Here is a 20,666-nt window from a genome sequence, read left to right as displayed (position 1 = left end):
AAGATGGCGGGACATGGATATGAATCGGGGCGGCTGAACCTGCCCTTCGTGGGGATTTCCACTTTCGGCAAGCGCGCTTACGTGGCCGATTGGGACGCGATCGAGGCGGATGTGGCGGTGATGGGCGCGCCGTTCGATTTCGGCACGCAATTCCGCCCCGGCGCGCGGTTCGGGCCGCGGGCGGTGCGCGAGGCCTCGACCCTATTCTCCTTCGGCCATGCCGGGGCTTACGATCACGAGGATGACGCGACCTATCTCGGGCCGGAGGTCACGATCGTCGATATCGGCGATGCGGATATCGTCCATACCGACACGGTGAAGAGCCATGCCAATATCGAGACCGGCGTGCGGGCGATGCTGAAGGCGGGCGCGCTGCCGGTGGTGATCGGCGGCGACCACTCGATCAATATCCCCTGCATCCGCGCCTTCGAGGGCGATTGCGCCGAGAAGGGCCCGATCCATATCCTGCAGATCGACGCTCATCTCGATTTCGTGGACGAGCGTCACGGCGTGACCGAAGGCCACGGCAACCCGATGCGCCGCGCCGCCGAGAAGGGGTACGTCTCGGGGATCACCGCACTCGGCATTCGCAACGTCTCCTCGACCTCGAAGGAGGGCTATGACGCCGCCCGCGCGATGGGCGACGATTTCCTGAGTGTGCGGCAGGTGCGCAAGCTGGGGGCCGAGGGCGCGCTGGCCCGCATCCCCGACGGCGCGCGGATCTATGTCACGATCGATATCGACGGGTTCGACCCCTCGATCGCGCCCGGCACCGGCACGCCGAGCCATGGCGGGTTTCTCTATTACGAGGTGCTGGAGGTCCTGCAGGGCGTGGCGAAGCGGCACGAGGTCGTGGGCATCGATCTGGTCGAGGTCGCCCCCGATTACGACCCCACCGGCTCGACCCCGATCCTCGCAGCCCAAGTGCTGCTGAATTTCCTCGGCTTCATCTTTCATGCACGACAGTCCGGCGGTGCGCCTGCAGCAGGTTGAGGGAGCCTCCGGCGGGGATATTTTCCTCAAGGGGAAGGGTTAACCCGGCAGCACCCACAGGGTCGCCCCGAGGCTGTGAGGCTGCGCGCCGGTGCCCAGTTTGAAGCGCATCCGCCCTGCCCCGTCCTCGCTATCCACCGCGCCCAGATCGAGCTGGCGGATGCCCCGCGCCTTCAGCCGCAGCGCCGCGTGCCAGAGCATCAGGTTATGCGCGCCGGATGCGCGCCCCTCCGGCCCGGTCCAGCCGATATGATAGCTCGCCCCCGCGCCATGGAACAGAAAGATGCCGCCCGCGAGGCGCTGTCCCTTGGCATCCTCGATGCGCATCGCGAGGAGATCAGACGGACCGTGATCCGCCCAAGCGCGCGTGAAGCCGGGCGGCAAGGCGCGGTAGCCACGCGCCCGTTGCTGCGCGGCATCGGCAGCGAGCAGCCAGTCGATTTCGGGCTCAATCCTCACCTGCAGCCCCGCGCGCTCCGCCGCCGCCAAGCGATTGCGCCATTTACCGGCCAGCCCGGCGCGCAGCGCCTCCGTTTCGGGCTGCAAGGACCAAAGCGCGTGGTGGCGAGGCGTGATCAGCGGCACCAGCCCGCCCCCAGCCAGCGGCGCGTCCGGCGTCGCGAGGACGATCCCCCATCGGCGCGCGATCCGGCGCAGCACCGCGATCTGACTGTCGCGATCAAGGCCAGGGGCGAAGACCGGTCCGCGCGACAAAAGCCACAGCCCGCCGCGCCCGATCATCTGGGCCAATGCGATCCGCCTGCCCTCATGCGTGATCTCGAGCCGCAGGACGCGCCGCCCCCGCGTGGCAGCAAGCGTCCCATAGAGCGCCGCTTGCTGAAAGGCCGGCGCGTGCCCCGGCGCAAGCGCGCGCAACGCCCGATCCCAGCCCGCATCGGGGCCTGAAAATTGCGTGAGACGGACAGGTTTCATCGCCGCCATTAAGGCTTGCTTTACCTAAGCTGGGGTTAATGACGGCGCTAAACATGACAACCCTGAGGCGAAATGGCCCGCGCTCCTGAAAATCCCCCGCGCGCAAAGCGCAGACAGCCCCCGCCTGCCGGAACGTCGTTGCAGGCGCGCAAGACCGACGGGCCGCCACATCTGCCAGCTCCGCGCGCCACGCTTTGGAGTGCGCTTCTGGTCGCGCTTTTCGGCGCGGCTCTCTGGCTCGGCCTTCTTGCGATTCTCAAGTTTTCCAACGGCTTCTAAACGCTTCAGTTCAGAACTTGACGCGAACGTCACCTTCGAGTGGCCGCAAAGACACATTTTTCCGTGCATGCCGGCAACAGAACGTGACGTCATCGTGAAGCGCAGATTGATTTACACCTTCCGGCTGATAGCGTCACCGAAAGGAATTCCTTCGAGACGTTAGGATCTCCTTCGGGACACGTTAGGGAAGAGGAACATTATGAAACGTGTGATGACTTCGATGGCCGCACTCGCGATTGGCGCAGGCGCGGCCCATGCGGGCGGGGTGGAGCGCTCGACGCAATCGGTCGGCATCCTGTTCGAACAGGGCAATTACGGCGAAGTGAGCTTCGGCGCGTTCAATCCGGACGTGTCGGGTTCGGTAAGCTACGGACCCTTTGGCAACCCCTCTTCGGGCGACATGGCGCCCGGCTATGGCACGGTGAGCCTTGGTTACAAGCAGCATCTGAGCGATCAATGGGACCTCGCGGTTATCTTCGATCAGCCGATCGGTGCAAAAGTGAACTATCCCGCTCAGCCCGCTCCGCCGGCAGGCTATCCGCTCGGTGGTTCTCAGGCATCGATCAAGTCCGCGGCTATTACGGCACTGCTGCGCTACAAGATGCCGAACAACGTATCGTTCTACGGCGGTGTTCGTAGCGAGAGCGCGTCGGGCAAGGTTTCGCTTCCGTTCCTGAACTACAAGATGAAGACTTCGGACGAGACCGATTTCGGTTATGTCGTCGGGGTGGCTTGGGAAAAGCCGGAAATCGCGGCACGCGTGGCTCTGACCTACAACTCCAAGATCACGCATGATTTCAGCGCAACCGAAGAAACCGTCGCCGGTACCTTCAATTCGAACTTCGAAACCACCGTACCGGAATCGGTCAACCTCGAATTCCAGACCGGGATCATGAAGGATACTCTGCTGATGGGCTCGGTTCGCTGGGTGCACTGGACCCAGTTCGATATCTCGCCCAACGCATACACGCAGAGCCCTCTGAATGGCGGCGTCTATGGTCAAGGTGCGCTCGTCGAATACACGGACAACACGATCACCTATAACCTCGGCGTTGGCCGTCGCTTCAACGACCAGTGGTCGGGTGCGATCATGTTCGGCTACGAGAAGCACACCGGCAAACCGACCGGGAACCTCGGCCCGACCGATGGCTTCAAGTCGGTCTCGCTGGCTGCAAGCTACCAGGCGACCCAGAACATCAAGGTGACCGGCGGCGTTCGCTACGTCGATATCGGCGACGCGACCACCAATGGCATCAACGGCGACTTCACCGGCAATGACGGTTGGGGCGCGGGCCTGCGCGTCGGGATCAACTTCTGATCGCAAGTCACTGAAAAATTAGGAATAGCCCCGCCTCGTGCGGGGCTATTTCTTTGTTCCTCGGCAATGCCGCAAGTTCCGGGTGGTGCGCATCGCCGTCGCCCGCTAGATCGAAGCGATGAAACACGCACCCGCCCCTTTATCCCTCACCCCGCTCGCCTGGGCGCTGCTCGCGGCGCTGGCGCTGATCTGGGGCTCGTCCTTCCTGTCGAACCGCGCGGCACTGGCAGGTGCGGGCGTCTTTACCGTGGTCTTCCTGCGGGTCGCCTCGGGCGCGGTGCTGATCTGGGCCTATGTCGCGCTGCGCCGCCTGCCGGTGCCGCGCCATCCGATCTATCTCGGGCATTTCCTGATCATGGGGCTGCTGAACAACGCCATTCCCTTCTCGCTCATCGTCTGGGGTCAGAAGCATATCGATAGCGGGCTGGCCTCGATCCTGAACGCATCGACCGCGATCTTCGGAGCGCTGGTCGCAGCCGTTGTCTTCACCGACGAGCGGCTGAGCGCGCGTAAGGCCACCGGCATCGCGGTGGGATTCGCAGGTGTCGTCGTGGCGATCGGGCCGGATGCGCTGAAAGGGTTCGATCTGACCTCTGCCGGCCAAGTTGCCGTGCTCGGCGCGGCGCTGAGCTACGGCTTCGCCGGAGCCTATGCGCGTCTTGCAATCAGGGGGTTACGACCCGAAGTTGCAGCGGCTGGGATGCTCACAGGTGGCGCGATCTGGACGCTGCCGATCCTGCTTGTCACCGAAGGCGTGCCGAGCTTCGACTACGCGCCCTCGGTCTGGATCGCGATGCTCTGGCTCGGCTTTGGCTGCTCGGCGCTGGCCTACCTGCTCTATTACCGCATTCTCGCGATTGCAGGCGCTGCCAACCTCGCCCTCGTCACGCTCCTGATCCCGCCCGTCGCGATCCTCGCGGGCTGGGCGGTCTATGGCGAACGTCTGGGCTGGGCGGAGGCCTTGGGCTTCGCGATCCTCGCGCTTGGCCTGCTGATCCTGAACCGCCGCCCCAAAACCCCGTGACGCGCGCGCCTTGCCGGGCTACACCGGGGCGAAAGACCAATGGGGACCACATGATCTATTCCAATCGCGCCGAGTGGCTGGCCGCCAAATCGAGGAAGGTTGCGCTGTTCGGCATGTCCGGCCTCGGCAAGACCTGGGCTGCGAACCTGCTGCGCGACGAGGGCTGGTTCCACTACTCCGTCGATTACCGGATCGGCACGCGCTACATGGGCGAATATATCGCCGACAACTTCAAGCGCGAGGCGATGAAGAACCCATTTCTGGCGGAGCTTCTGCTGTCGGACTCGGTTTATATCGCGTCGAACATCACGTTCGAGAACCTCGCGCCGCTCTCGACCTACCTCGGCAAGCCCGGCGATCCTGCCAAGGGCGGGCTGCCCTTCGAGGAATATCTGGAACGCCAGAGCCAGCACCGCACGGCGGAGATGGCGGCGCTTCTGGATACGGCGCATTTCATCGACCGCGCGAAGCAGATCTACGGGATCGAGAATTTCCTGTGCGATTCCGGCGGCTCGATCTGCGAGGTGGTGGACCCCGACGATCCCGAGGATCCGATCCTGACCTCGCTGTCGCAGAACCTGCTGATGGTCTGGATCGAGGGCTCCGAGGCCCATACCGAGGAGCTGATCAAACGCTTCTCGCGTGCGCCGAAGCCGATGTATTATCAGCCCGAGTTTCTGGCCGCGAAATGGGCCGAATATCGCGCGCTGAAAGGCGTGGCGGAGACGGAGGTCGACCCAGACGATTTCGTGCGCTGGACCTATGCGCAGGCGCTGGCGCACCGTCAGCCGCGCTATGCGGCGATGGCGAGAAACTGGGGAGTGACGATCCGCGCCGAAGATCTTTACCTTGTCCGCGATGCAAAAGATTTTACATCGCTGATCGCTGATGCTTTGCCCGCGTGAGCCAAGACGCTTCACGCATTACTTTAACTTCACCCTGTAAGAGACTGAAAAACAATGCCGATCAAGTTGCCTGAAAACCTCCCCGCCTTCGACATCCTGTCGCGGGAAGGCGTGATGGTGATGTCGCCCGAACGGGCATCCCGGCAGGAAATCCGCCCCATCCGGATTGGCCTTCTCAATCTCATGCCGAAGAAAATCCAGACCGAGAACCAGTTCGCCCGGCTGATCGGTGCGACGCCGCTGCAGATCGACTTCCAGTTGATCCGCATGAGCGAGCACCAGACCAAGAACACCGCCGCCGCGCATATGGAGGAGTTCTACCGTCCGTTCGAGGAGGTCGAAGCCACCGGCGAGAAGTTCGACGGGCTGATCATCACCGGCGCCCCGATCGAACATTTGCCTTTCGAGGAAGTGACTTACTGGGAAGAGCTCAAGCGGATCTTCGACTGGACCCAGACCCATGTTTTCTCCACCTTCGGCGTGTGCTGGGGCGGAATGGCGATGGCCTATTACTTCCACGGCGTGAACAAGCATATGCTCGATCACAAGGCGTTCGGCTGCTTCCGGCACCGCAATTGCGCGCCCGCCTCGCCCTATCTGCGGGGCTTCTCGGACGATCTGCTGATCCCGGTCAGCCGCTGGACCGAGATGCGGCGCGACGAGCTGGAAGCGGCGGGGCTGGTGACGCTGATCCATTCCGACGAAACCGGGCCCTGTCTGGTCGAAGATCGCGCCCATCGTGCGCTCTATATCTTCAACCATCTCGAATATGACAGCGGCACGCTGAAGGAAGAATACGATCGTGACGTCGCGTCGGGGAAACCAATCAACGTCCCCGCGAATTACTATCCTGAGAACGACCCGAGCCGGGTGCCAACCAACAGGTGGAAAAGTCACGCCCACCTGCTTTACGGCAACTGGATAAACGAGATTTATCAGGAAACGCCGTATGATCTGGCCGAGATTGGTAACTAGCCTTGTCGTGCTGCTGCTCATCCTGAGCGGCGCGACATGGGGGCTGGAGAGTTGGCGGGCCCGCATGGCGGAGCAGCGCTACCCGCCCAACGGCACATTTGTCGATGTCGGCGATCAGCGCGTTCATATGGTGATCAAAGGCGATCACGGCCCGGCGGTGGTATTGATCCACGGCGCGTCGGGCTCGGCCCGCGACCTGACCTTCGATCTCGCGCCGGAACTGGCGAAAGGCTATCGCGTCTTCGTGCCCGACCGTCCGGGGTTCGGCTATTCCGACCCGCTGCCCGCGGATCAGGACACGATCGAGAACCAGGCCGAGCTGCTGCAGAAAGCGACCAAGATGGCGGGCGCGGACGATCCGATCGTGCTGGGCCATTCCTATGGGGGCGCGGTGGCGATTGCCTGGGCGGTGTATCAGCCCGGCACGCTCTCGGGGCTGGTGCCGGTCTCCGCGCCTTCGCATAGCTGGGATAGCGGGCTGCCGCTGCTCTATGAGATCACCTCGCCGCCGCTGGGTCAGGCGGTTGTCGTGCCGCTGATCTCGGCCTGGACCCCGCCTGCGATCATCCGCTCGGAAGTCGAGAGCGTTTTCACGCCGCAGGAGATGCCCATCGGCTATCTGCACTGGTTCGGCCCCGGCATGACGCTGCGGGTGCAGACGATGCGGGTGAATGCCCGTCAGCGCGCCAGCCTGAAGTCGGAAATTCAGGCGATGATCCCGCATTACCCCGATCTCGATCTGCCGGTGGTCTCGGTTCATGGCACGGCCGACACCATCGTGGGCGAGCAGATCCATGCGGTGCCGTTCACGAAGGAGGTGCCGGGAGCGGAGCTGATCTCGCTCGACGGGATCGGCCATATGGTTCCGCATGTCGCGTTGCAGCAGACCGTCGCTGCGGTAGACCGTGTCGCCAAGCGCGCGGGCTACGATATCCCGATGCGCCCGGCGGCGGAATGAGGGACGCCTGAGCGCCGCCTACGCCCCCACCTTGCACGCACGTCACAGACATGTGGCGCCGCTCTCTCAGGACGCGGCGCCGCTTGCACCGCCTCGGCCCGCGCAGCATACTGCCGTGAAACGACAAAAGGCAGATCATGGCCAAGGACAAGAGCGACCCGCCGTTCGACATCCCCTTCGTGGGCGACATCACCCGCTACCTTGAAGGCGAAGCGCCCGATGCCGTGCGCGAGGCGATCGAGGAGGCGGGCAAGGATGACATGCTCTCGTCTTCCTACCCCTATGACGAAGAGATGAAGCGCAAGAAATACGACCGCCAGATGGATGCGCTTCAGGTCGAGCTGGTCAAGATGTTCTGGGACGCCAAGGAAACCGGCAAGCGGATCGCGGTGATCTTCGAGGGGCGCGACGCGGCGGGCAAAGGCGGCACGATCGGGCGGATGCGGCAGAACCTGAACCCGCGCTCAGCCTATGTCGTGGCGCTGCCCAAACCCACCGAGACCGAAGCCACGCAATGGTATTTCCAGCGCTATATCGACTGGCTGCCCGCAGCGGGCCAGATCGCGATGTTCGACCGGAGCTGGTATAACCGGGGCGTGGTCGAGCATGTCTTCGATTTCTGCACGCCCCAGCAGCGCGAGCACTTCTTCTACCAGCTCCCCGATTTCGAGAAGATGCTGGTCGATGACGGAGTCATCCTCGTGAAGCTCTGGCTGAACGTGGACCGCGCCGAGCAGCTGCGCCGCTTCCTAAAGCGAGAGAAGGATCCGCTCAAGCAGTGGAAGCTGAGCTGGATCGACGTCGAGGGGCTCAAGCGCTGGGACGCCTATTCCGAGGCGATTCAAGAGACGCTGGAGCGTTCCGACACCGATCATGCGCCCTGGACGGTGATCCGCTCGGACGACAAGAAACGCGCCCGGATCGCCGCGATCCAGACGGTGCTGAACGCAGTCGATTACGCGCATAAGGACCCCGAGGCGATTGGCGAGATCGACGGAAAAATCTGCGGCGGCATCGACGTTCTGAATGTCTAAACAAGGCTATCATCACGGCAATCTGCGTCAGGCGCTTGTCGCCTCCGCGCTGGAGCTGATCGAGGAGAAGGGCCCGACCGGGTTCACGCTCTCGGAGGCGGCCAAACGCGCGGGCGTGACCCCGGCTGCGGTCTATCGCCATTTCGAGGGGCGCGAGGACCTGATCGCGGAATGCGCGCGTCAGGGCTATCTGATTTTCGGCGATCTTCTGGATCATGCGTGGAACGGCGGGAAGCCTTCGGCGCTGGCGGCGTTTTCCGCCGTGGGCCGCGCCTATCTGGCTTTCGCCCGGAAATATCCGGGTCACTACATGGCGATGTTCGAAAGCGGCATCTCGCCCAACCGCTCGCCCGACCTTGCAGCGGTGGCGAGCAAATCGAGCACCGCGATGGAACGCGCGACGCGGGCCCTGATGGAACATGTGCCGCCGGTAAAACGCCCGCCCGTCGCGATGGTCGCAGCCCATGTCTGGGCGATGAGCCACGGCGTGGTGGAGCTTTACGCGCGTGAGGGAAATCGCTCGCCCTATGCCCCCGAGGATCTCTTGGAAAGCGGCATCGGCGTCTATTTGCGGGGCCTCGGCCTGATCGCCCCGGATTGAGCCACCCTGCCCCGATTTTGCCGCGCCGCGGCATTGCCCGCACATAGAAAACGGGCGGAGGTTTCCCCCCGCCCGCGTAGATCAGACGATCCGCCTGAGATCAGAACTTGTAGGACGCGGTGAGGTTCAGCGTCGTGGTGTTCAGATCGTTGGTGGTGCCGTCAAAGTTGTTGCCGTCGCGGTAGTCGAGCTCGGTCCCGACGGTCCACTTCGGGTTGATGGCATATTTCATGCCGATACCAACCAGCGGAACGGTGTCGGAATAGCCGTTGCCCGCACCGTCTTCGGCGTCGACATAGGACGCACCGAGCGTGCCGTAGAACAGCATGTTGTTGTAGGGCGCACCGGCGATCATCTTGAGGTCGGTCATCGATTTGACCTTCGCACCGGAGTTGCTGTCGTCGATGTTCGCAGCGTTATAGGCCAGTTCGCCACCGAGGACATAGTTGCCGAAGTCATAGAGGTAGCCAGCGTGGGCACCGCCGACGACGCCGTCGCCGTCGATCGACTCGTTGGCTTTGCCGTAGCCGAGTTGAACACCGGCGTAGAAGCCGTCCCAGCTGAACTGTGCGGGCGCCACTGCGACCGGTGCCGGGGTGACCTCGGGGGCCGGTGCCGGGGTGGTGTAACCGCCCGCCATTGCGGCGGAGCCAGCGAGTGCCAGAATGCTCGACGTAACGATGATACGTTTCATGTTTCTCTCTCTCCTGTCTTGGGGGTTCATCCCCCGTTGAGACGTTTTGGATCAGATCCGTTGCCCGGACCTATGCCCCCTGAATGCGAAATCAATCCGGTTGGTTCCAAGCATGAGCGGCGCTTTGCCGAACGTGTCACAAGACGTGATCGCAGTGACGAATGCTGCAGGCGCAAAATGCATTGGCAAGACTGGACAAAGCGGGGGTTCCTTTGGTTAATGAACACACGTTCATTTCCAGGGAGGATCACATGGAGTTGAGTGAAATTCGTGCCGTCATCACCGGCGGCGCCTCGGGTCTCGGGGCCGCGACCGCCCGGCACTTCGCTGAGTCGGGGGCGCAGGTGACGCTCTTCGACCGCGACCGCGCCGGCGGCGAGGCCTTTGCCGCCGAGATCGGCGCGACCTTCGCCGAGGTCGACGTGACCTCCGAAGACAGCGTCGCCGCCGGGATCGCCGCCGCTGTGAGCGCGATGGGTGGCATCGACGTCGCAGTCAATTGCGCGGGCATCGCCACCGGCGAGCGCGTCGTGGGCCGCGAGGGGCCGCACCGGCTCGAGAGCTTCGCACGCACGATCGACATCAACCTCGTGGGTAGCTTCAACGTCGCCCGCCTCGCCGCAGCCGAAATGGCGCGCAACCCCGGCCCCGAGCGCGGTGTCATTGTTAACACCGCCTCCATCGCCGCCTTCGACGGGCAAAAGGGTCAGGCGGCCTATGCAGCCTCGAAAGGCGGCATCGTCGCGATGACCCTACCGCTGGCCCGTGATCTCGCCAGCCAGGGCGTGCGCTGCTGTGCCATCGCGCCGGGCATTTTCGCCACCCCGATGATGAAGGGCCTGCCGCAGGAGGTGCAAGACAGCCTCGCCGAGGAAGTGACCTTCCCGAAACGGCTCGGCGATCCGTCGGAATACGCGAAACTCGCCGGTTTCATCGTCCAGAGCGGCTATCTGAACGGCGAAGTCATCCGCCTCGACGGGGCGCTGCGGATGCGTTGACCTCACGTTTATGACGGCTTTGCGAAGTATCTGAAAATTTCGTCGAAAAACGGGTTGCAAGGGCGCGCGAGGGCGGCTAAATCCCGCCCTACAAGACGACCCCTGATGCGGAGAGGTGGCAGAGTGGTCGAATGCGGCGGTCTCGAAAACCGTTGTCGGTGAGAGCCGACCCAGGGTTCGAATCCCTGTCTCTCCGCCACTTTCCCTTGTTGATCGACACATCAACACTCTGAAAGTGTGCAATCCCTGAAAATGCGACTTTAATCGGACCCTCGGGCCACCCCTGCGCGGCTTACGCTCCTGCGTGCTTCGCCGAGCAGCCTTCTACGCCGCACGGGTCCCGCTCCTGCGCCATGCCGCGACTGTCAGGCCTGCGCCGGGAACTCGATGCACACGCGCAGCCCATCGGTGCCGTCCACGGTCAGGGTCGCGTCGTGCTGGAAGGTCAGCGTTCGGATCAATCGCCAACCCAGAGAATTCGACCGCTCAGGACGCGCGGCATCCGAAGGCAAGCCGATGCCGTTGTCGGACACCACCAAGGCAATACCGCTCAGCACATCGCCGGAGACATCGACGCGGATGGTCCCGCTATCCCTGCCCACGAAGGCATATTTGAACGCATTGGTGATGAGTTCGCCGATGATGAGCCCGATGTCGATGGCAAGCTTGCTGTCGAGTTGCAGCTCTGCGCAGGTCACTTCGATATTGGCGTCGAGGCTTCCGCCGCTGAAGGCGCGCTCCGACGTCCTTGCGACTTCCGCCGCCATCTCCGCCAGATCGACCTTACCGGTGTCGGTTCCGCGCTGCATCAACTCGTGAGCCTTGGAGAGCGCCCCGACGCGGACTTCGAGCTCGGTCAGAACCTGTTGGGTTTCATCCTGTTTGGCCCGCGACTTGCTCATGCGAATGAGCGCGGCGATGAGCGCCAGATTGTTGCCTGTCCGGTGGTGAAGCTCCTGCATCAGCAGGTCGCGTTCCGTGATCTCCTCGCTCAGCTCGCGGTTCTGCTCGTTCAGGGCCGCCGTCGGATCCTTGGCGCTGAGGGCGTCGAGCGCCTCGGTCGCCTGATCGACAAGTTGGGCGCCCGCCGGCAACACGGTTGAGGACAGGAAAACCGCATCGATGCGCGTGCCCTCATGGCCGGTCTGGACATCGAAACGCGTGGCGATCCGCTGCACGCCGCGAAGCCCCAGCCCCATCCCCGTCGCGGAAGACGGTGCGCCATCGGGCTGAAGGTGCTCCTTCGGGATGCCCCGCCCCTGATCGGTCACCAGAAGACCGAGCGCCGGTTTGCCGCTCGCCTCGGTCAGCGAAAAGGTCGCGCGGCCTTTCTGGCCATGCTCGATCGCGTTGCGGCCGAGTTCGACGACGGCTGTGACGGTCCTTGTGCGCTCGAAGGAGCTGAATTGGAGAACACTGGTCAATGTCATTGCGACATCGCGCAACCGGGCGACGTCGGTGCTTTTCTCGAGGGTCACGGTGGTGAGCTTCGTCGTCTTCACTGCTCGCGCTCCCGGTTGATGCGCAAGACGACGATGCTGGCGTCGTCGCGTCCGCGGAAGGCCCGATCCAGAAGAAATCCGGCAATCAAAAGCGGGCTCTTCTTCAGCAGTCCGGGCGGGAAATGCGCCTCCCGCAGGGTTTTCAAACCGTCGCTATGCAGGATCACAATATCCCCCGCCTCCAGTTGCACGACTTCCTCGTAGCCATGGGTCGCCGCGCCACCGATGCGGCCGTCCCGCACCGCCATGCGGCGAATGCCATTCGCGCCGACCAGCAGAGACGAGATATTGCCAAGCGCGGCGTAGCGCAGCTCCATCTGCGGCTGGGCGATATGCATCAGTGCAGCCACCGCCCCGCGCCGCCCGACCAGCCGCTCGGTGATCTGGCGCATCAGCTTGCCCGGCTCGGACGAGAGCCCGCCCGCAGCGCCAGCGGCCTCGATGACTTCGCTGGCGGCTTCGGCGGCGGCAGGGCCATGCCCGAGCCCGTCGCAGAGCAACACATCGGTCGCCCGCGGGGTCTGCCGGATTTGAAAATCATCGCCGCAGGTGGTTTCGTTCGGGTGGCAGACGCGCAGCCCCACCGCGTCAACGCCGCAATCAGCCCCGTCGCGTCGCCCGCCAAAAGTACACACGATCGTCGTTCCGGTGTCGGGCGAGCTGAAGATATCGAACGTATCCGACAGGCGCACGATCGCCCCGAGCCCGAGCCCTGCGGAATCGGTGGAGCTTTCGCCGTCTTGGAACATCCGGTCGATATCCGCGATCCCCGGCCCGCGATCGGTGAAGATCATGTTGATGACATCGGCGCCGGGCTGCCGCACGAGTTCGATCAGGGCGCGACCGCGCTCCGCGTAACGCAGGATGTTCGTCGCGGCCTCCGTGGCCACGATCGCGAGTTCGCCGACGCGTGTCTCGGGAAGACCGATCTCGACGCCATGACGTCGCGCAAGCCGCCGCACGACGGCCACGGCGCTGCGATCATCAATTTCGACCCATTGGTTCATAGCTTCACGCTCATGGAAACGGTTGTTCCTTTCCCGGGCGCTGAGTGGACCTCGAACCCATGTGAGAGGCGTTTGGCCCCGCCAAGACCTTTGCCGAGCCCGCCCGCGGTCGTATAGCCCTCGGACATGGCCAGCGTCACATTTTCGATCCCCGGTCCCTGGTCCCGGCATTCGACGCGCAGATACTCGTTACGACCGTCGAGATAAATTGAAATCTTGCCGCCGCCACCGTGGACGATGGCGTTGCGGGTGATTTCGCTCACAGCCGTCGCGAACCGGGTGATCCGCACCGCCGACAACCCGCGTTCCTTGAGAATTCGCGCAACCGCCTGGCGCGCAGCGACGACATCGCGACTGGTCGCGAGCGTTATCTCCGCAACCGCGGGTCTGCTGGATGTTTCGTTTGGATCAGGCACGCCGCAACTGAGTGAGTGCATGGGTCAGGCTGAGCGCCGTACGGGTCTCGGGCAGATACATGCCCAGCTCCACCAAGGTCACCGCAACCGCGGGCCGCATCCCCACAACGTAGGTTTCCGCGGCCAGCAGCTTGGAAATGCCAGCGAGCTGGGCAATGACGCGGCCGACGAAGGTATCGACGATCTCCAGCGAACTGATATCGAGGATCACGCCTTTGACGTTTTCCTTGGCGATCCGGTTCGACAACGTGTCCTGCAGCTCCACGATTTCCGTATCGGTGACGTCGTCCTGAATGGAGACGAGAAGCGCGTTCTCGACCAGGTTTATGGACGTCACACCCGACACGTCAGGAAACCTCGCTGGTTTTGATGACGTAGCCGACCTTCTGCAGGGCATCGGCCAGAGCCGTGCGGATGCTGGACCGGGTGGACACCGTGCCCACGTCGATGCCGAGCTGCACCATGGTCTGCGCGATCATCGGGCTGATGCCGCTGATGATGCATTCCGCCCCCATCAGGCGCACGGCGGCCGCAGCCCGCAAAAGGTGCTGCGCCACCTGCGTGTCGACCGTGCCGACACCGGTGATGTCCATGATCACCACTTCGGCCTGCCGCTCGAGGATGGTCTCCAGCAGGTTCTCCATGACCTCCTGCGCGCGGGCGGAATCCAGCGTTCCGATCAGCGGCAGCGTGAGGACGCGGTCCCAGAGCTCGACCACCGGGGTCGAGAGTTCGAGCATTTCCTGGCGCTGGCGCTCTATGATCTGGTCGCGTTCGCCGATGAAGATCTCGTTGGTGTAGATCGCGAAGGCATCGACGAGACGCGTCACCATCAGCACGTCGCTGATGAGCTTGCCGCTTTCGATATCCGTCATCGCCTCGAGCCGTGTGAACAGCGGGGCTTTGAGGGCCAGCACGAAGGTCGCCATCTCGGTCGGTGTCACGCCACGGCCGACGCGCTCCTTGCTCACGTCTGCAAGGACGGCGCGCAGGTCTTCCCACTCGTCGTCGTCCAGGCTGAACTCTTCATTCACGACGCCCGCGCGGACACCTTTGGTGAAGGCCTTCAGAAGTTCCTGGTTCTGCGCACGGCTCTCGGAGTCGGAGAACAGGTCAGAGCGTTTCACGCCCTCTTTCACCTGAGTGCCAAGCCACTCCTCCACAACACCAGAGAAATCGGATTCGAGGATGTTCAGGATATTTGCCGTCGCTGTTTGCGGCATGTGCAGGCACTCCAGTTCTTTTCAATACAGCAGGTAAGCCAATTAGCCGCGGTAAAGTCAACGGCTTGGACGGGTCGGTTGCCGCAACGGAGATTGATCCGGAGAAGTATCGCTCAAGATCCGAAAGTTGGCGGCAGACTTTCGCAAACGGTGATTTTCCTGCGTGAGGATACCCCGGGGCGCCCTGCCGAGGCTGACAGCAGGAACCTGAACCGACAGACAAAAAAAGCCCCGCGCACTGCGCGGGGCTTGTCATTTCTTCCGGTCCGGGTGCGAGCGATCAACCGTAGACCAGTTTCGGCAGCCAGATGATGATCTCCGGGAAGAACATGCATAGCAACAAGCCCACCACCTGAAGCGCCAGGAACGGCAGCGCCGAGCGGAAGATATCGCCCATCGGGATTTCCGGCGGCGCCACTCCGCGCAGATAGAACAGCGCATAGCCGAAAGGCGGCGACAGGAAGCTCATCTGCATGTTCACGAGGTAGAGCACCCCGAACCACAGCACCAGATCGTCGGGATCGCTCAACCCGAAGGCCTCGGCGCCGAGCGCCTTCACGATCGGCACGAAGATCGGCACGCAGAGCAGCAGAATGCCGACCCAGTCGAGGAACATGCCGAGTATGATCAGCACGAGCTGCATGATGATCAGGATGCCCCACGGCCCGAGCCCGGTCGCCTGCAGCGCGTTCTGCACGAATTGCTGACCGCCTTCGAGCACGTAGAGCCCGACGAAGATCGTCGCGCCGAACATGATCCAGATGACCATCGCCGAGGCCTTGAGCGTGGTGACCGCAGCCTCGCGGATCGTCTGCCAGTCGAGCTTGCGGTGGATCGCCGCCACGATGATCGCGCCAAAGGTGCCGATGCCAGCCGCTTCCACCGGGGTCGCAACACCGGTGAAGATCACGCCCAACACGATCACGATCAGCGAGATCGGCGCTGACATATTGCTCATCAGGCGGATCTTCTCCCGCCCCGTGATGCGCTCTTCCGGCGGGATCGGCGGCCCCATCTCCGGGTTGATCGCGCAGCGGATCAGCACATAGGCCACATACATGCCCGACAGAAGCAGGCCGGGAATGACCGCGCCGATGAACAGCTCGCCCACCGATTGCTCGGCCACGACCGCGTAGATGATCGCGAGGATCGACGGCGGGATCAGGATGCCGAGCGTGCCGCCCGCCATGATCGAGCCCATCGCGATCTTCGCGTTATATCCGCGATCGAGCATCGCCGGCAGCGCGATGATCCCCATCGTCACCACGGCAGCCCCGATCACGCCCACCATCGCAGCCAGCACGGTCGAGGCGATGATCGTGGCCGCAGCCAGACCGCCGCGCACCCCGCCCAGCACCTTGTAGATGACGTCGAACATCTCGTTGATGATCCCTGCCCTCTCCAGCATTGACGCCATGAAGATGAACAAGGGGATCGCCGAGAGCTGGTAGTTCGTCATCAGCGGGAAGATGCGGCTCGGCACGATATTGAGCGCGCGTTCGTCGCCCAGCACGAACAGGAAGACACAGGCCAGACCGCCCGTGACGAAGGCCAGTGGAAGCCCTGCCATCAGCAGGACGACCAGCGAGCCGAACATGATGAGTGTCAGCCACTCAATTCCAATTTCAAGTCCCATGTATCAGCCCCTGCCCATTACGATCCGCAGATCTTGTGCGAATTTCGAAATGCCCTGCAGAACAAGCAGCAGAGCGCCGATCACCATGACCCATTTCATCGGCCACAGAGGCACCTCCCATTCGTTGAAGCTGATCTCGCCCCAGCGGACATTCGCATCGGTCCATTGTCCGAGATTCCAGTTCGCCAGCATCTCGCCGGTCGGAATTTCGCCCCGCGCCCATTGCGAAATGAGCCCGTTGCCCGTGGGCACGGCGATCGCGTCCATCGCGAAGATCCACGACGTCACCAGCAATGTGCCCGCGAAGATGAAGAAGAAGACCGAGGTCAGCAGGTCGACCCACGCTTTGCGCGGTTTCGACAGCGGCGCGTAGAAGATGTCGACGCGCACATGGCTCTCGGTCAACATCGCATAGGCGCCCGAGATCAGGTATTGCATCCCGAACATCAGATACATCGCCTCATGCGCCCAGTTGGTCGGGCTGTTGAAGACGTAGCGGCTGATCACTTCGAAGTAATAGACGAAGACCGCGATGATCGCCCAGTAGCTGACGAATTCGCCCGCCTTGAGCGACAGCCGGTCGATCCAGCCCGTCCAGCCTTGCGAGATGTGGCGGGAGTCGTCTTTCATCTCCTCGTCTTCGAGCGCTTCGAGACGCCGCTCGACCTCGCTTTCCTCCTCGTGCTCGGGCAGCGCGGCATTCGCGCGCCGCACCAGCATCGGAAGCAGGAGCGCGTCGATGACGATCCCTGCGAGCAGGACCCAGAAGGCATATTTCGAGATGCTGCGCCATTTCGCGAGGACGGCGGCAGCCGCGTCCCTCTTCGGGCGCGCCTCGACGAGATCGGTCTGCGCCTGTTCGATCACTGCCTCGCCATCCGTGACCCGTTTCTCGGCCCGATCGACGTTACGCTGCGCGCGTTTTTGCGCGAAGCTGCCTTCCTCGGCGGCAGCCAGTTCCTCGCGCAGCTTGGGCAGGTCGGCCTGCGCGGTGTCGACGCGTTCCTGTTCGCGCTCCAGAGAGCGCTCGGCCATGCGCACCACGTTCGACATGTCTGAGACCGTGCCGCGCGCGTCGTGACCTTGCGCATTCGCATAGAGAATGGCGATGAAGACCGGGATGAAGAGAAAGCCCAGCAGGCTTTTCACGTAGAAGCGATGCAGTCCCAGCATCCCCCCGGTTATGAGAATGAAATAGCCCAAGGAGAGCGAATAACGCCGCTCCGTCTTGCGTGGCCGGTTGGCCAGCGTCGCCGCAATGATCGGGAAGAGGATTAGCCCCGCCCAATAGGCCCAATGCGGTAGAGTGAAGTCGATACTGGGCATTGCCCACCCCCTGTTGCCGGGTCATGCCCGGCCATCAGTTGAACCGGGCCCGCGCCAGAGGGCGGGCCCGTCAGACTGTCTTTGCGATCAAATCAGAGCTTCAGTTCCAGACCGTCGACCAGATCGGGCGTCACATAGCCGAGCGAGCCGGACATCATGTAATCGAGCTGGGTCTTGAAGATCCGCGCGCTGTCCTTGTCGCGATTGGCGTATTTGAACCAGATCGGAACGGCGACTTCGGTCATCAGCTCCACATCGTCCTGGCTGAGGCGCGTAACCTCGGTGCCGTCGGCCTCGAATTTGGCCCAGGCCTCCTGGTCGGCCTTCTGGATCGCTGCGTGATGCATGTCGGAATAGACGTGGGTCTCCATCTCGACGAACTGCTTCATCTCGGGGCTGAGCTTGTTCCAGGCATCCATGCCGACGGTGATGTCCATGATGTCCACCGGCTGGTAGAGCGACATCATGCCGGGCGGGCCCATCGAGATGTAGCTGGTAACCTGGCTGAAGCCGAGCGCGTAGTTCACCGCGGGACCCACATAGTCAGCCACGTCGATCGTGCCCTTCTCGAGTGCAGGGAAGATCTCCGAGCCCGGAAGCACGGTGGTCTCCGCGCCGATCTCGCCGAAGACATCGGCGACCATGCCGCCCGGAAGGCGCATCTTGCGGCCACGGAAATCGTCGATCGAGCGGATCGGCACTTTCGAGTGGATGATGTTCGGGCCGTGATGGACGGGGCCCACGAAATACATGCCCTGCGCCGCATAAAGTTCGCGCGCCATCTCCAGCCCGCCGAGGCCGTAATAGAACACGTCGAATTCATGCGGGTTGCGCAGACCGAGCGGATAGGACGTCAGGAACACACCCGCCGGAATGATGCCCTGCACGTAGATGGTGAACGGGTTGACCGCGTCGAGCACGCCGTTCTTCACCGCGTCGTAAAGCTGGAAGTCGCCCACGACGTCATTCGCGCCGAAGGGCTGGAAGGCGAGTTCGCCGCCGGTCTTTTCCTGGATCGTGGCGCACCAGTCCTTGAAGGTCTGAAGGCCGACGCCGCCCGGCCACGAGGTCTGGATTTTCCAGGTCGTGCCATTGGCTTGGGCCGAGGCGATATGCGGCGCAGCAAGGCTGGCAGCGCCCGCCGCGGCAAGAGTGCGTAACGCATGTCTGCGAGTGGTCAGATTTTTCATGGTTCCTCCCCGTTTGGTTGCGACCCCGACAGATGCGGGACCGAAGTGAGCGGGAGGACGAAAACACGCGACAGCACTCCTCCAAGCGAATCGCGGTTTCGTGATTCGGCGTGAACGCCAAGCTTCCGACTTCTCCTCAAAAGCGGAAACTCTCTTTCCTCCCCCTGTGTGTGCGAGGTTTGCACGGGTTATGTCATTTCGCAAGTATTCACGAATTTGCGTGCGTCCGTGATCCCGGGAACGGCGAACGTCCTGTCTCACCCCCGGAACTGCTGCGACGGAGCAGGTCGCAATCCGAAACTCCGGTCGCCATCAGGACCCGGGCGCCCCGCGATCCGGACCGCCATCGCAAACGATTTATGTGCGATCGCCACGCACGATTCTCACTGCGGCGTGAGACTAATCCGCTCTCACATGACGCTTTTGTGCACATTTTTATGTGGATTACTTCGAAAACCCGGCATTGGCTCTCAGTCTTTTGATGGAGTGAGACTTGAAGTGTTTCGTGGGCTCTCCCGAAGTGTAGCAGTGTAAATAAATGCCAAAATATTTAGAGAGGAAAGTCTTTGTTTAGAGAGCTGAGACTCGCAGTAATCTGCTTTCGAGAACGGCCGTGTTTGAGGTCTTTTTTGGAGCTATCTCTTCGGGTAGCGGCGGTATTCTTTATCTACGGCTGGCTCCTTACCGCTTTTTTGGTTCTCATTACCGGTGGTATTTTTGGCTCGTTGTTCTCGAACTTTGATGTATCAAGTTCGTCGTTCCTTCCAGCGTCATATTTGGACGCGACTTGGCTGCGTGCGAACGCCTGCGGTGCACAGGTTCCAATGTTCTCTCTATGGCTTATGAATTTTGGTCTAGTGTTTTATTCTGCCATAAGCGCATTTATATCACTTATTTTTCTTCTGTCTCCTGTTTTCCGAACGAAGGGGGCGGCGGCTGTTGCTGTCGCGGCGAGGGGTTTTTCTAAATTTAGTTTTCTAAACAACCCCGCTGGAGTGTCGATCGTTGTTACTGGGTTTGGTGCTTTAATTATGTATAACTTTGGTTTTTCGAGTTTTACAGATTTTGACCTTTTTGGTGGGAAGTTTTTGTGTGTTGCACCGTTGCTGTTTATTGTTGTTCAAACTCTTGTGCTAGGGTTGGGGGCGTTCTTATTTATCTTTGGCGTGTCTTACTCTTTTATGAGTCTGTATGTGTGGATAGAGAGAAAACTATAACGCGCTCAACTTTCTTTAAGCGAGTTTGCGCTTTACCCCAGGCCTTGCTCGGGCGATCCACGCGCTGATCTGTGAGTAGGTAGGGATAGGTAGGCGCCTCACCACCGGCCTGCTGGTATTGGGTTAGTGGTAGATCAGCATGGGCCTCATTAGGTGTATTAGCCGCCGAATGCTCCAAACCGAAGCCGATTGGAATAGACTGTCAGAAACTGGGATTTGCTCCACTTCAGAGCGCTCTCTATCGCGCTACCGCGCACGGCTCTCACACAAAACGCCGAACGTCACCGTCGAGACCGTGACACGCTCAGACCGGGCAACCCGCCCCTCCGTCAGACGATGCCTGATCGCCCCCAAATGAGATCACCCGCGCTCCTGTTCGCGCCGCCATGTCCGAAGACACCGCCCGGTTCATCACGCGCGATTCTCACTGCAGCGTG

20 protein-coding genes and 1 tRNA gene are annotated in these 20,666 nt (G+C 62.2%); 11 read left to right on the top strand and 10 right to left on the bottom strand.

What is annotated here, in order from left to right:
* Positions 1 to 3 precede the first annotated feature (3 nt).
* Positions 4 to 993, top strand: a complete 990-nt coding sequence (speB, locus tag BMI91_RS12710) for an agmatinase (protein WP_078605195.1) — start codon at positions 4 to 6, stop codon at positions 991 to 993.
* A 39-nt stretch (positions 994 to 1,032) separates the two neighbouring features.
* Here speB and BMI91_RS12705 read toward each other — a convergent pair whose 3' ends face one another.
* On the bottom strand, positions 1,033 to 1,926 hold the full coding sequence (locus tag BMI91_RS12705) for a GNAT family N-acetyltransferase (protein ID WP_158522153.1): 894 nt from the start codon (positions 1,924 to 1,926) through the stop codon (positions 1,033 to 1,035).
* Between the two features lie 478 nt (positions 1,927 to 2,404).
* On the opposite strand from BMI91_RS12705, the gene BMI91_RS12700 reads away from it, so the two are divergent.
* From BMI91_RS12700 to BMI91_RS12670, 7 genes are all read left to right on the top strand, one after another.
* Positions 2,405 to 3,523 carry an outer membrane protein transport protein gene (locus tag BMI91_RS12700; protein ID WP_078523201.1) on the top strand — a complete coding sequence of 373 codons (1,119 nt, stop codon included), beginning with the start codon at positions 2,405 to 2,407 and terminating at the stop codon, positions 3,521 to 3,523.
* 118 nt (positions 3,524 to 3,641) lie between these two features.
* Positions 3,642 to 4,547, top strand: a complete 906-nt coding sequence (locus tag BMI91_RS12695) for a DMT family transporter (protein ID WP_078605192.1) — start codon at positions 3,642 to 3,644, stop codon at positions 4,545 to 4,547.
* A 50-nt stretch (positions 4,548 to 4,597) separates the two neighbouring features.
* On the top strand, positions 4,598 to 5,452 hold the full coding sequence (locus BMI91_RS12690) for an ATPase (RefSeq protein WP_078605191.1): 855 nt from the start codon (positions 4,598 to 4,600) through the stop codon (positions 5,450 to 5,452).
* 54 nt (positions 5,453 to 5,506) lie between these two features.
* Positions 5,507 to 6,427 (top strand): homoserine O-succinyltransferase, encoded by a 921-nt coding sequence (locus BMI91_RS12685; RefSeq protein ID WP_078541143.1) that lies wholly within the window; start codon positions 5,507 to 5,509, stop codon positions 6,425 to 6,427.
* The gene (locus BMI91_RS12680; RefSeq protein ID WP_078605189.1) at positions 6,402 to 7,385 is read left to right on the top strand and encodes an alpha/beta fold hydrolase; all 984 of its coding nucleotides are present in this window, start codon (positions 6,402 to 6,404) and stop codon (positions 7,383 to 7,385) included. Before BMI91_RS12685 ends, BMI91_RS12680 begins: the two co-directional genes overlap by 26 nt.
* Positions 7,386 to 7,522: 137 nt before the next feature.
* Positions 7,523 to 8,419 carry a polyphosphate kinase 2 gene (gene ppk2, locus BMI91_RS12675; protein WP_078605187.1) on the top strand — a complete coding sequence of 299 codons (897 nt, stop codon included), beginning with the start codon at positions 7,523 to 7,525 and terminating at the stop codon, positions 8,417 to 8,419.
* Positions 8,412 to 9,020, top strand: a complete 609-nt coding sequence (locus tag BMI91_RS12670; protein ID WP_078605186.1) for a TetR/AcrR family transcriptional regulator — start codon at positions 8,412 to 8,414, stop codon at positions 9,018 to 9,020. Before ppk2 ends, BMI91_RS12670 begins: the two co-directional genes overlap by 8 nt.
* A 100-nt stretch (positions 9,021 to 9,120) precedes the next feature.
* Here the strand turns inward: BMI91_RS12670 and BMI91_RS12665 are convergent, their stop codons facing one another.
* Complete coding sequence (locus tag BMI91_RS12665; protein WP_158522152.1) at positions 9,121 to 9,714, bottom strand: outer membrane protein; 594 nt, start codon at positions 9,712 to 9,714, stop codon at positions 9,121 to 9,123.
* A 251-nt stretch (positions 9,715 to 9,965) separates the two neighbouring features.
* Between BMI91_RS12665 and BMI91_RS12660 the strand changes: the two genes are divergently transcribed.
* Together BMI91_RS12660 and BMI91_RS12655 are read left to right on the top strand one after the other, a co-directional pair.
* Complete coding sequence (locus tag BMI91_RS12660; protein WP_078605185.1) at positions 9,966 to 10,712, top strand: SDR family oxidoreductase; 747 nt, start codon at positions 9,966 to 9,968, stop codon at positions 10,710 to 10,712.
* Between the two features lie 109 nt (positions 10,713 to 10,821).
* Positions 10,822 to 10,911: transfer RNA gene (locus BMI91_RS12655), tRNA-Ser, on the top strand.
* A 166-nt stretch (positions 10,912 to 11,077) separates the two neighbouring features.
* Here the strand turns inward: BMI91_RS12655 and BMI91_RS12650 are convergent.
* From BMI91_RS12650 to dctP, 8 genes are all read right to left on the bottom strand, one after another.
* A complete protein-coding gene (locus BMI91_RS12650; RefSeq protein ID WP_078605183.1) occupies positions 11,078 to 12,214 on the bottom strand; it encodes an ATP-binding protein in 1,137 nt (378 codons plus the stop codon).
* A complete protein-coding gene (locus tag BMI91_RS12645) occupies positions 12,211 to 13,221 on the bottom strand; it encodes an ATP-binding SpoIIE family protein phosphatase (protein ID WP_078605181.1) in 1,011 nt (336 codons plus the stop codon). The genes BMI91_RS12650 and BMI91_RS12645 overlap by 4 nt, the downstream gene beginning before the upstream one ends.
* The gene (locus BMI91_RS12640) at positions 13,218 to 13,637 is read right to left on the bottom strand and encodes an ATP-binding protein (protein WP_232621760.1); all 420 of its coding nucleotides are present in this window, start codon (positions 13,635 to 13,637) and stop codon (positions 13,218 to 13,220) included. Before BMI91_RS12640 ends, BMI91_RS12645 begins: the two co-directional genes overlap by 4 nt.
* Positions 13,630 to 13,974: an STAS domain-containing protein gene (locus tag BMI91_RS12635; protein WP_232621759.1), complete on the bottom strand. Its 345-nt coding sequence runs from the start codon at positions 13,972 to 13,974 to the stop codon at positions 13,630 to 13,632. Before BMI91_RS12635 ends, BMI91_RS12640 begins: the two co-directional genes overlap by 8 nt.
* A 10-nt stretch (positions 13,975 to 13,984) precedes the next feature.
* On the bottom strand, positions 13,985 to 14,860 hold the full coding sequence (locus tag BMI91_RS12630; protein WP_078523189.1) for an STAS domain-containing protein: 876 nt from the start codon (positions 14,858 to 14,860) through the stop codon (positions 13,985 to 13,987).
* A gap of 280 nt (positions 14,861 to 15,140) precedes the next feature.
* Positions 15,141 to 16,496 carry a TRAP transporter large permease gene (locus tag BMI91_RS12625; RefSeq protein WP_078572209.1) on the bottom strand — a complete coding sequence of 452 codons (1,356 nt, stop codon included), beginning with the start codon at positions 16,494 to 16,496 and terminating at the stop codon, positions 15,141 to 15,143.
* Positions 16,497 to 16,499: 3 nt separating this feature from the next.
* A complete protein-coding gene (locus BMI91_RS12620; RefSeq protein ID WP_078605180.1) occupies positions 16,500 to 17,822 on the bottom strand; it encodes a TRAP transporter small permease subunit in 1,323 nt (440 codons plus the stop codon).
* Positions 17,823 to 17,914: 92 nt separating this feature from the next.
* Positions 17,915 to 19,012, bottom strand: coding sequence for a TRAP transporter substrate-binding protein DctP (gene dctP, locus BMI91_RS12615; protein WP_078541260.1), 1,098 nt, complete (start codon positions 19,010 to 19,012; stop codon positions 17,915 to 17,917).
* Positions 19,013 to 19,641: 629 nt separating this feature from the next.
* Here dctP and BMI91_RS19850 point away from each other — a divergent pair.
* Positions 19,642 to 20,229 carry a hypothetical protein gene (locus BMI91_RS19850; RefSeq protein WP_146684088.1) on the top strand — a complete coding sequence of 196 codons (588 nt, stop codon included), beginning with the start codon at positions 19,642 to 19,644 and terminating at the stop codon, positions 20,227 to 20,229.
* Positions 20,230 to 20,666 lie beyond the last annotated feature (437 nt).

The sequence above is a fragment of the Thioclava sediminum genome (assembly GCF_002020355.1).
In the GTDB taxonomy this organism is placed as follows: Bacteria; Pseudomonadota; Alphaproteobacteria; order Rhodobacterales; family Rhodobacteraceae; genus Thioclava; species Thioclava sediminum.
The sequence above is the reverse complement of the archived record's forward strand: the minus strand, read 5'-3'. Positions and strand labels throughout refer to the sequence as shown.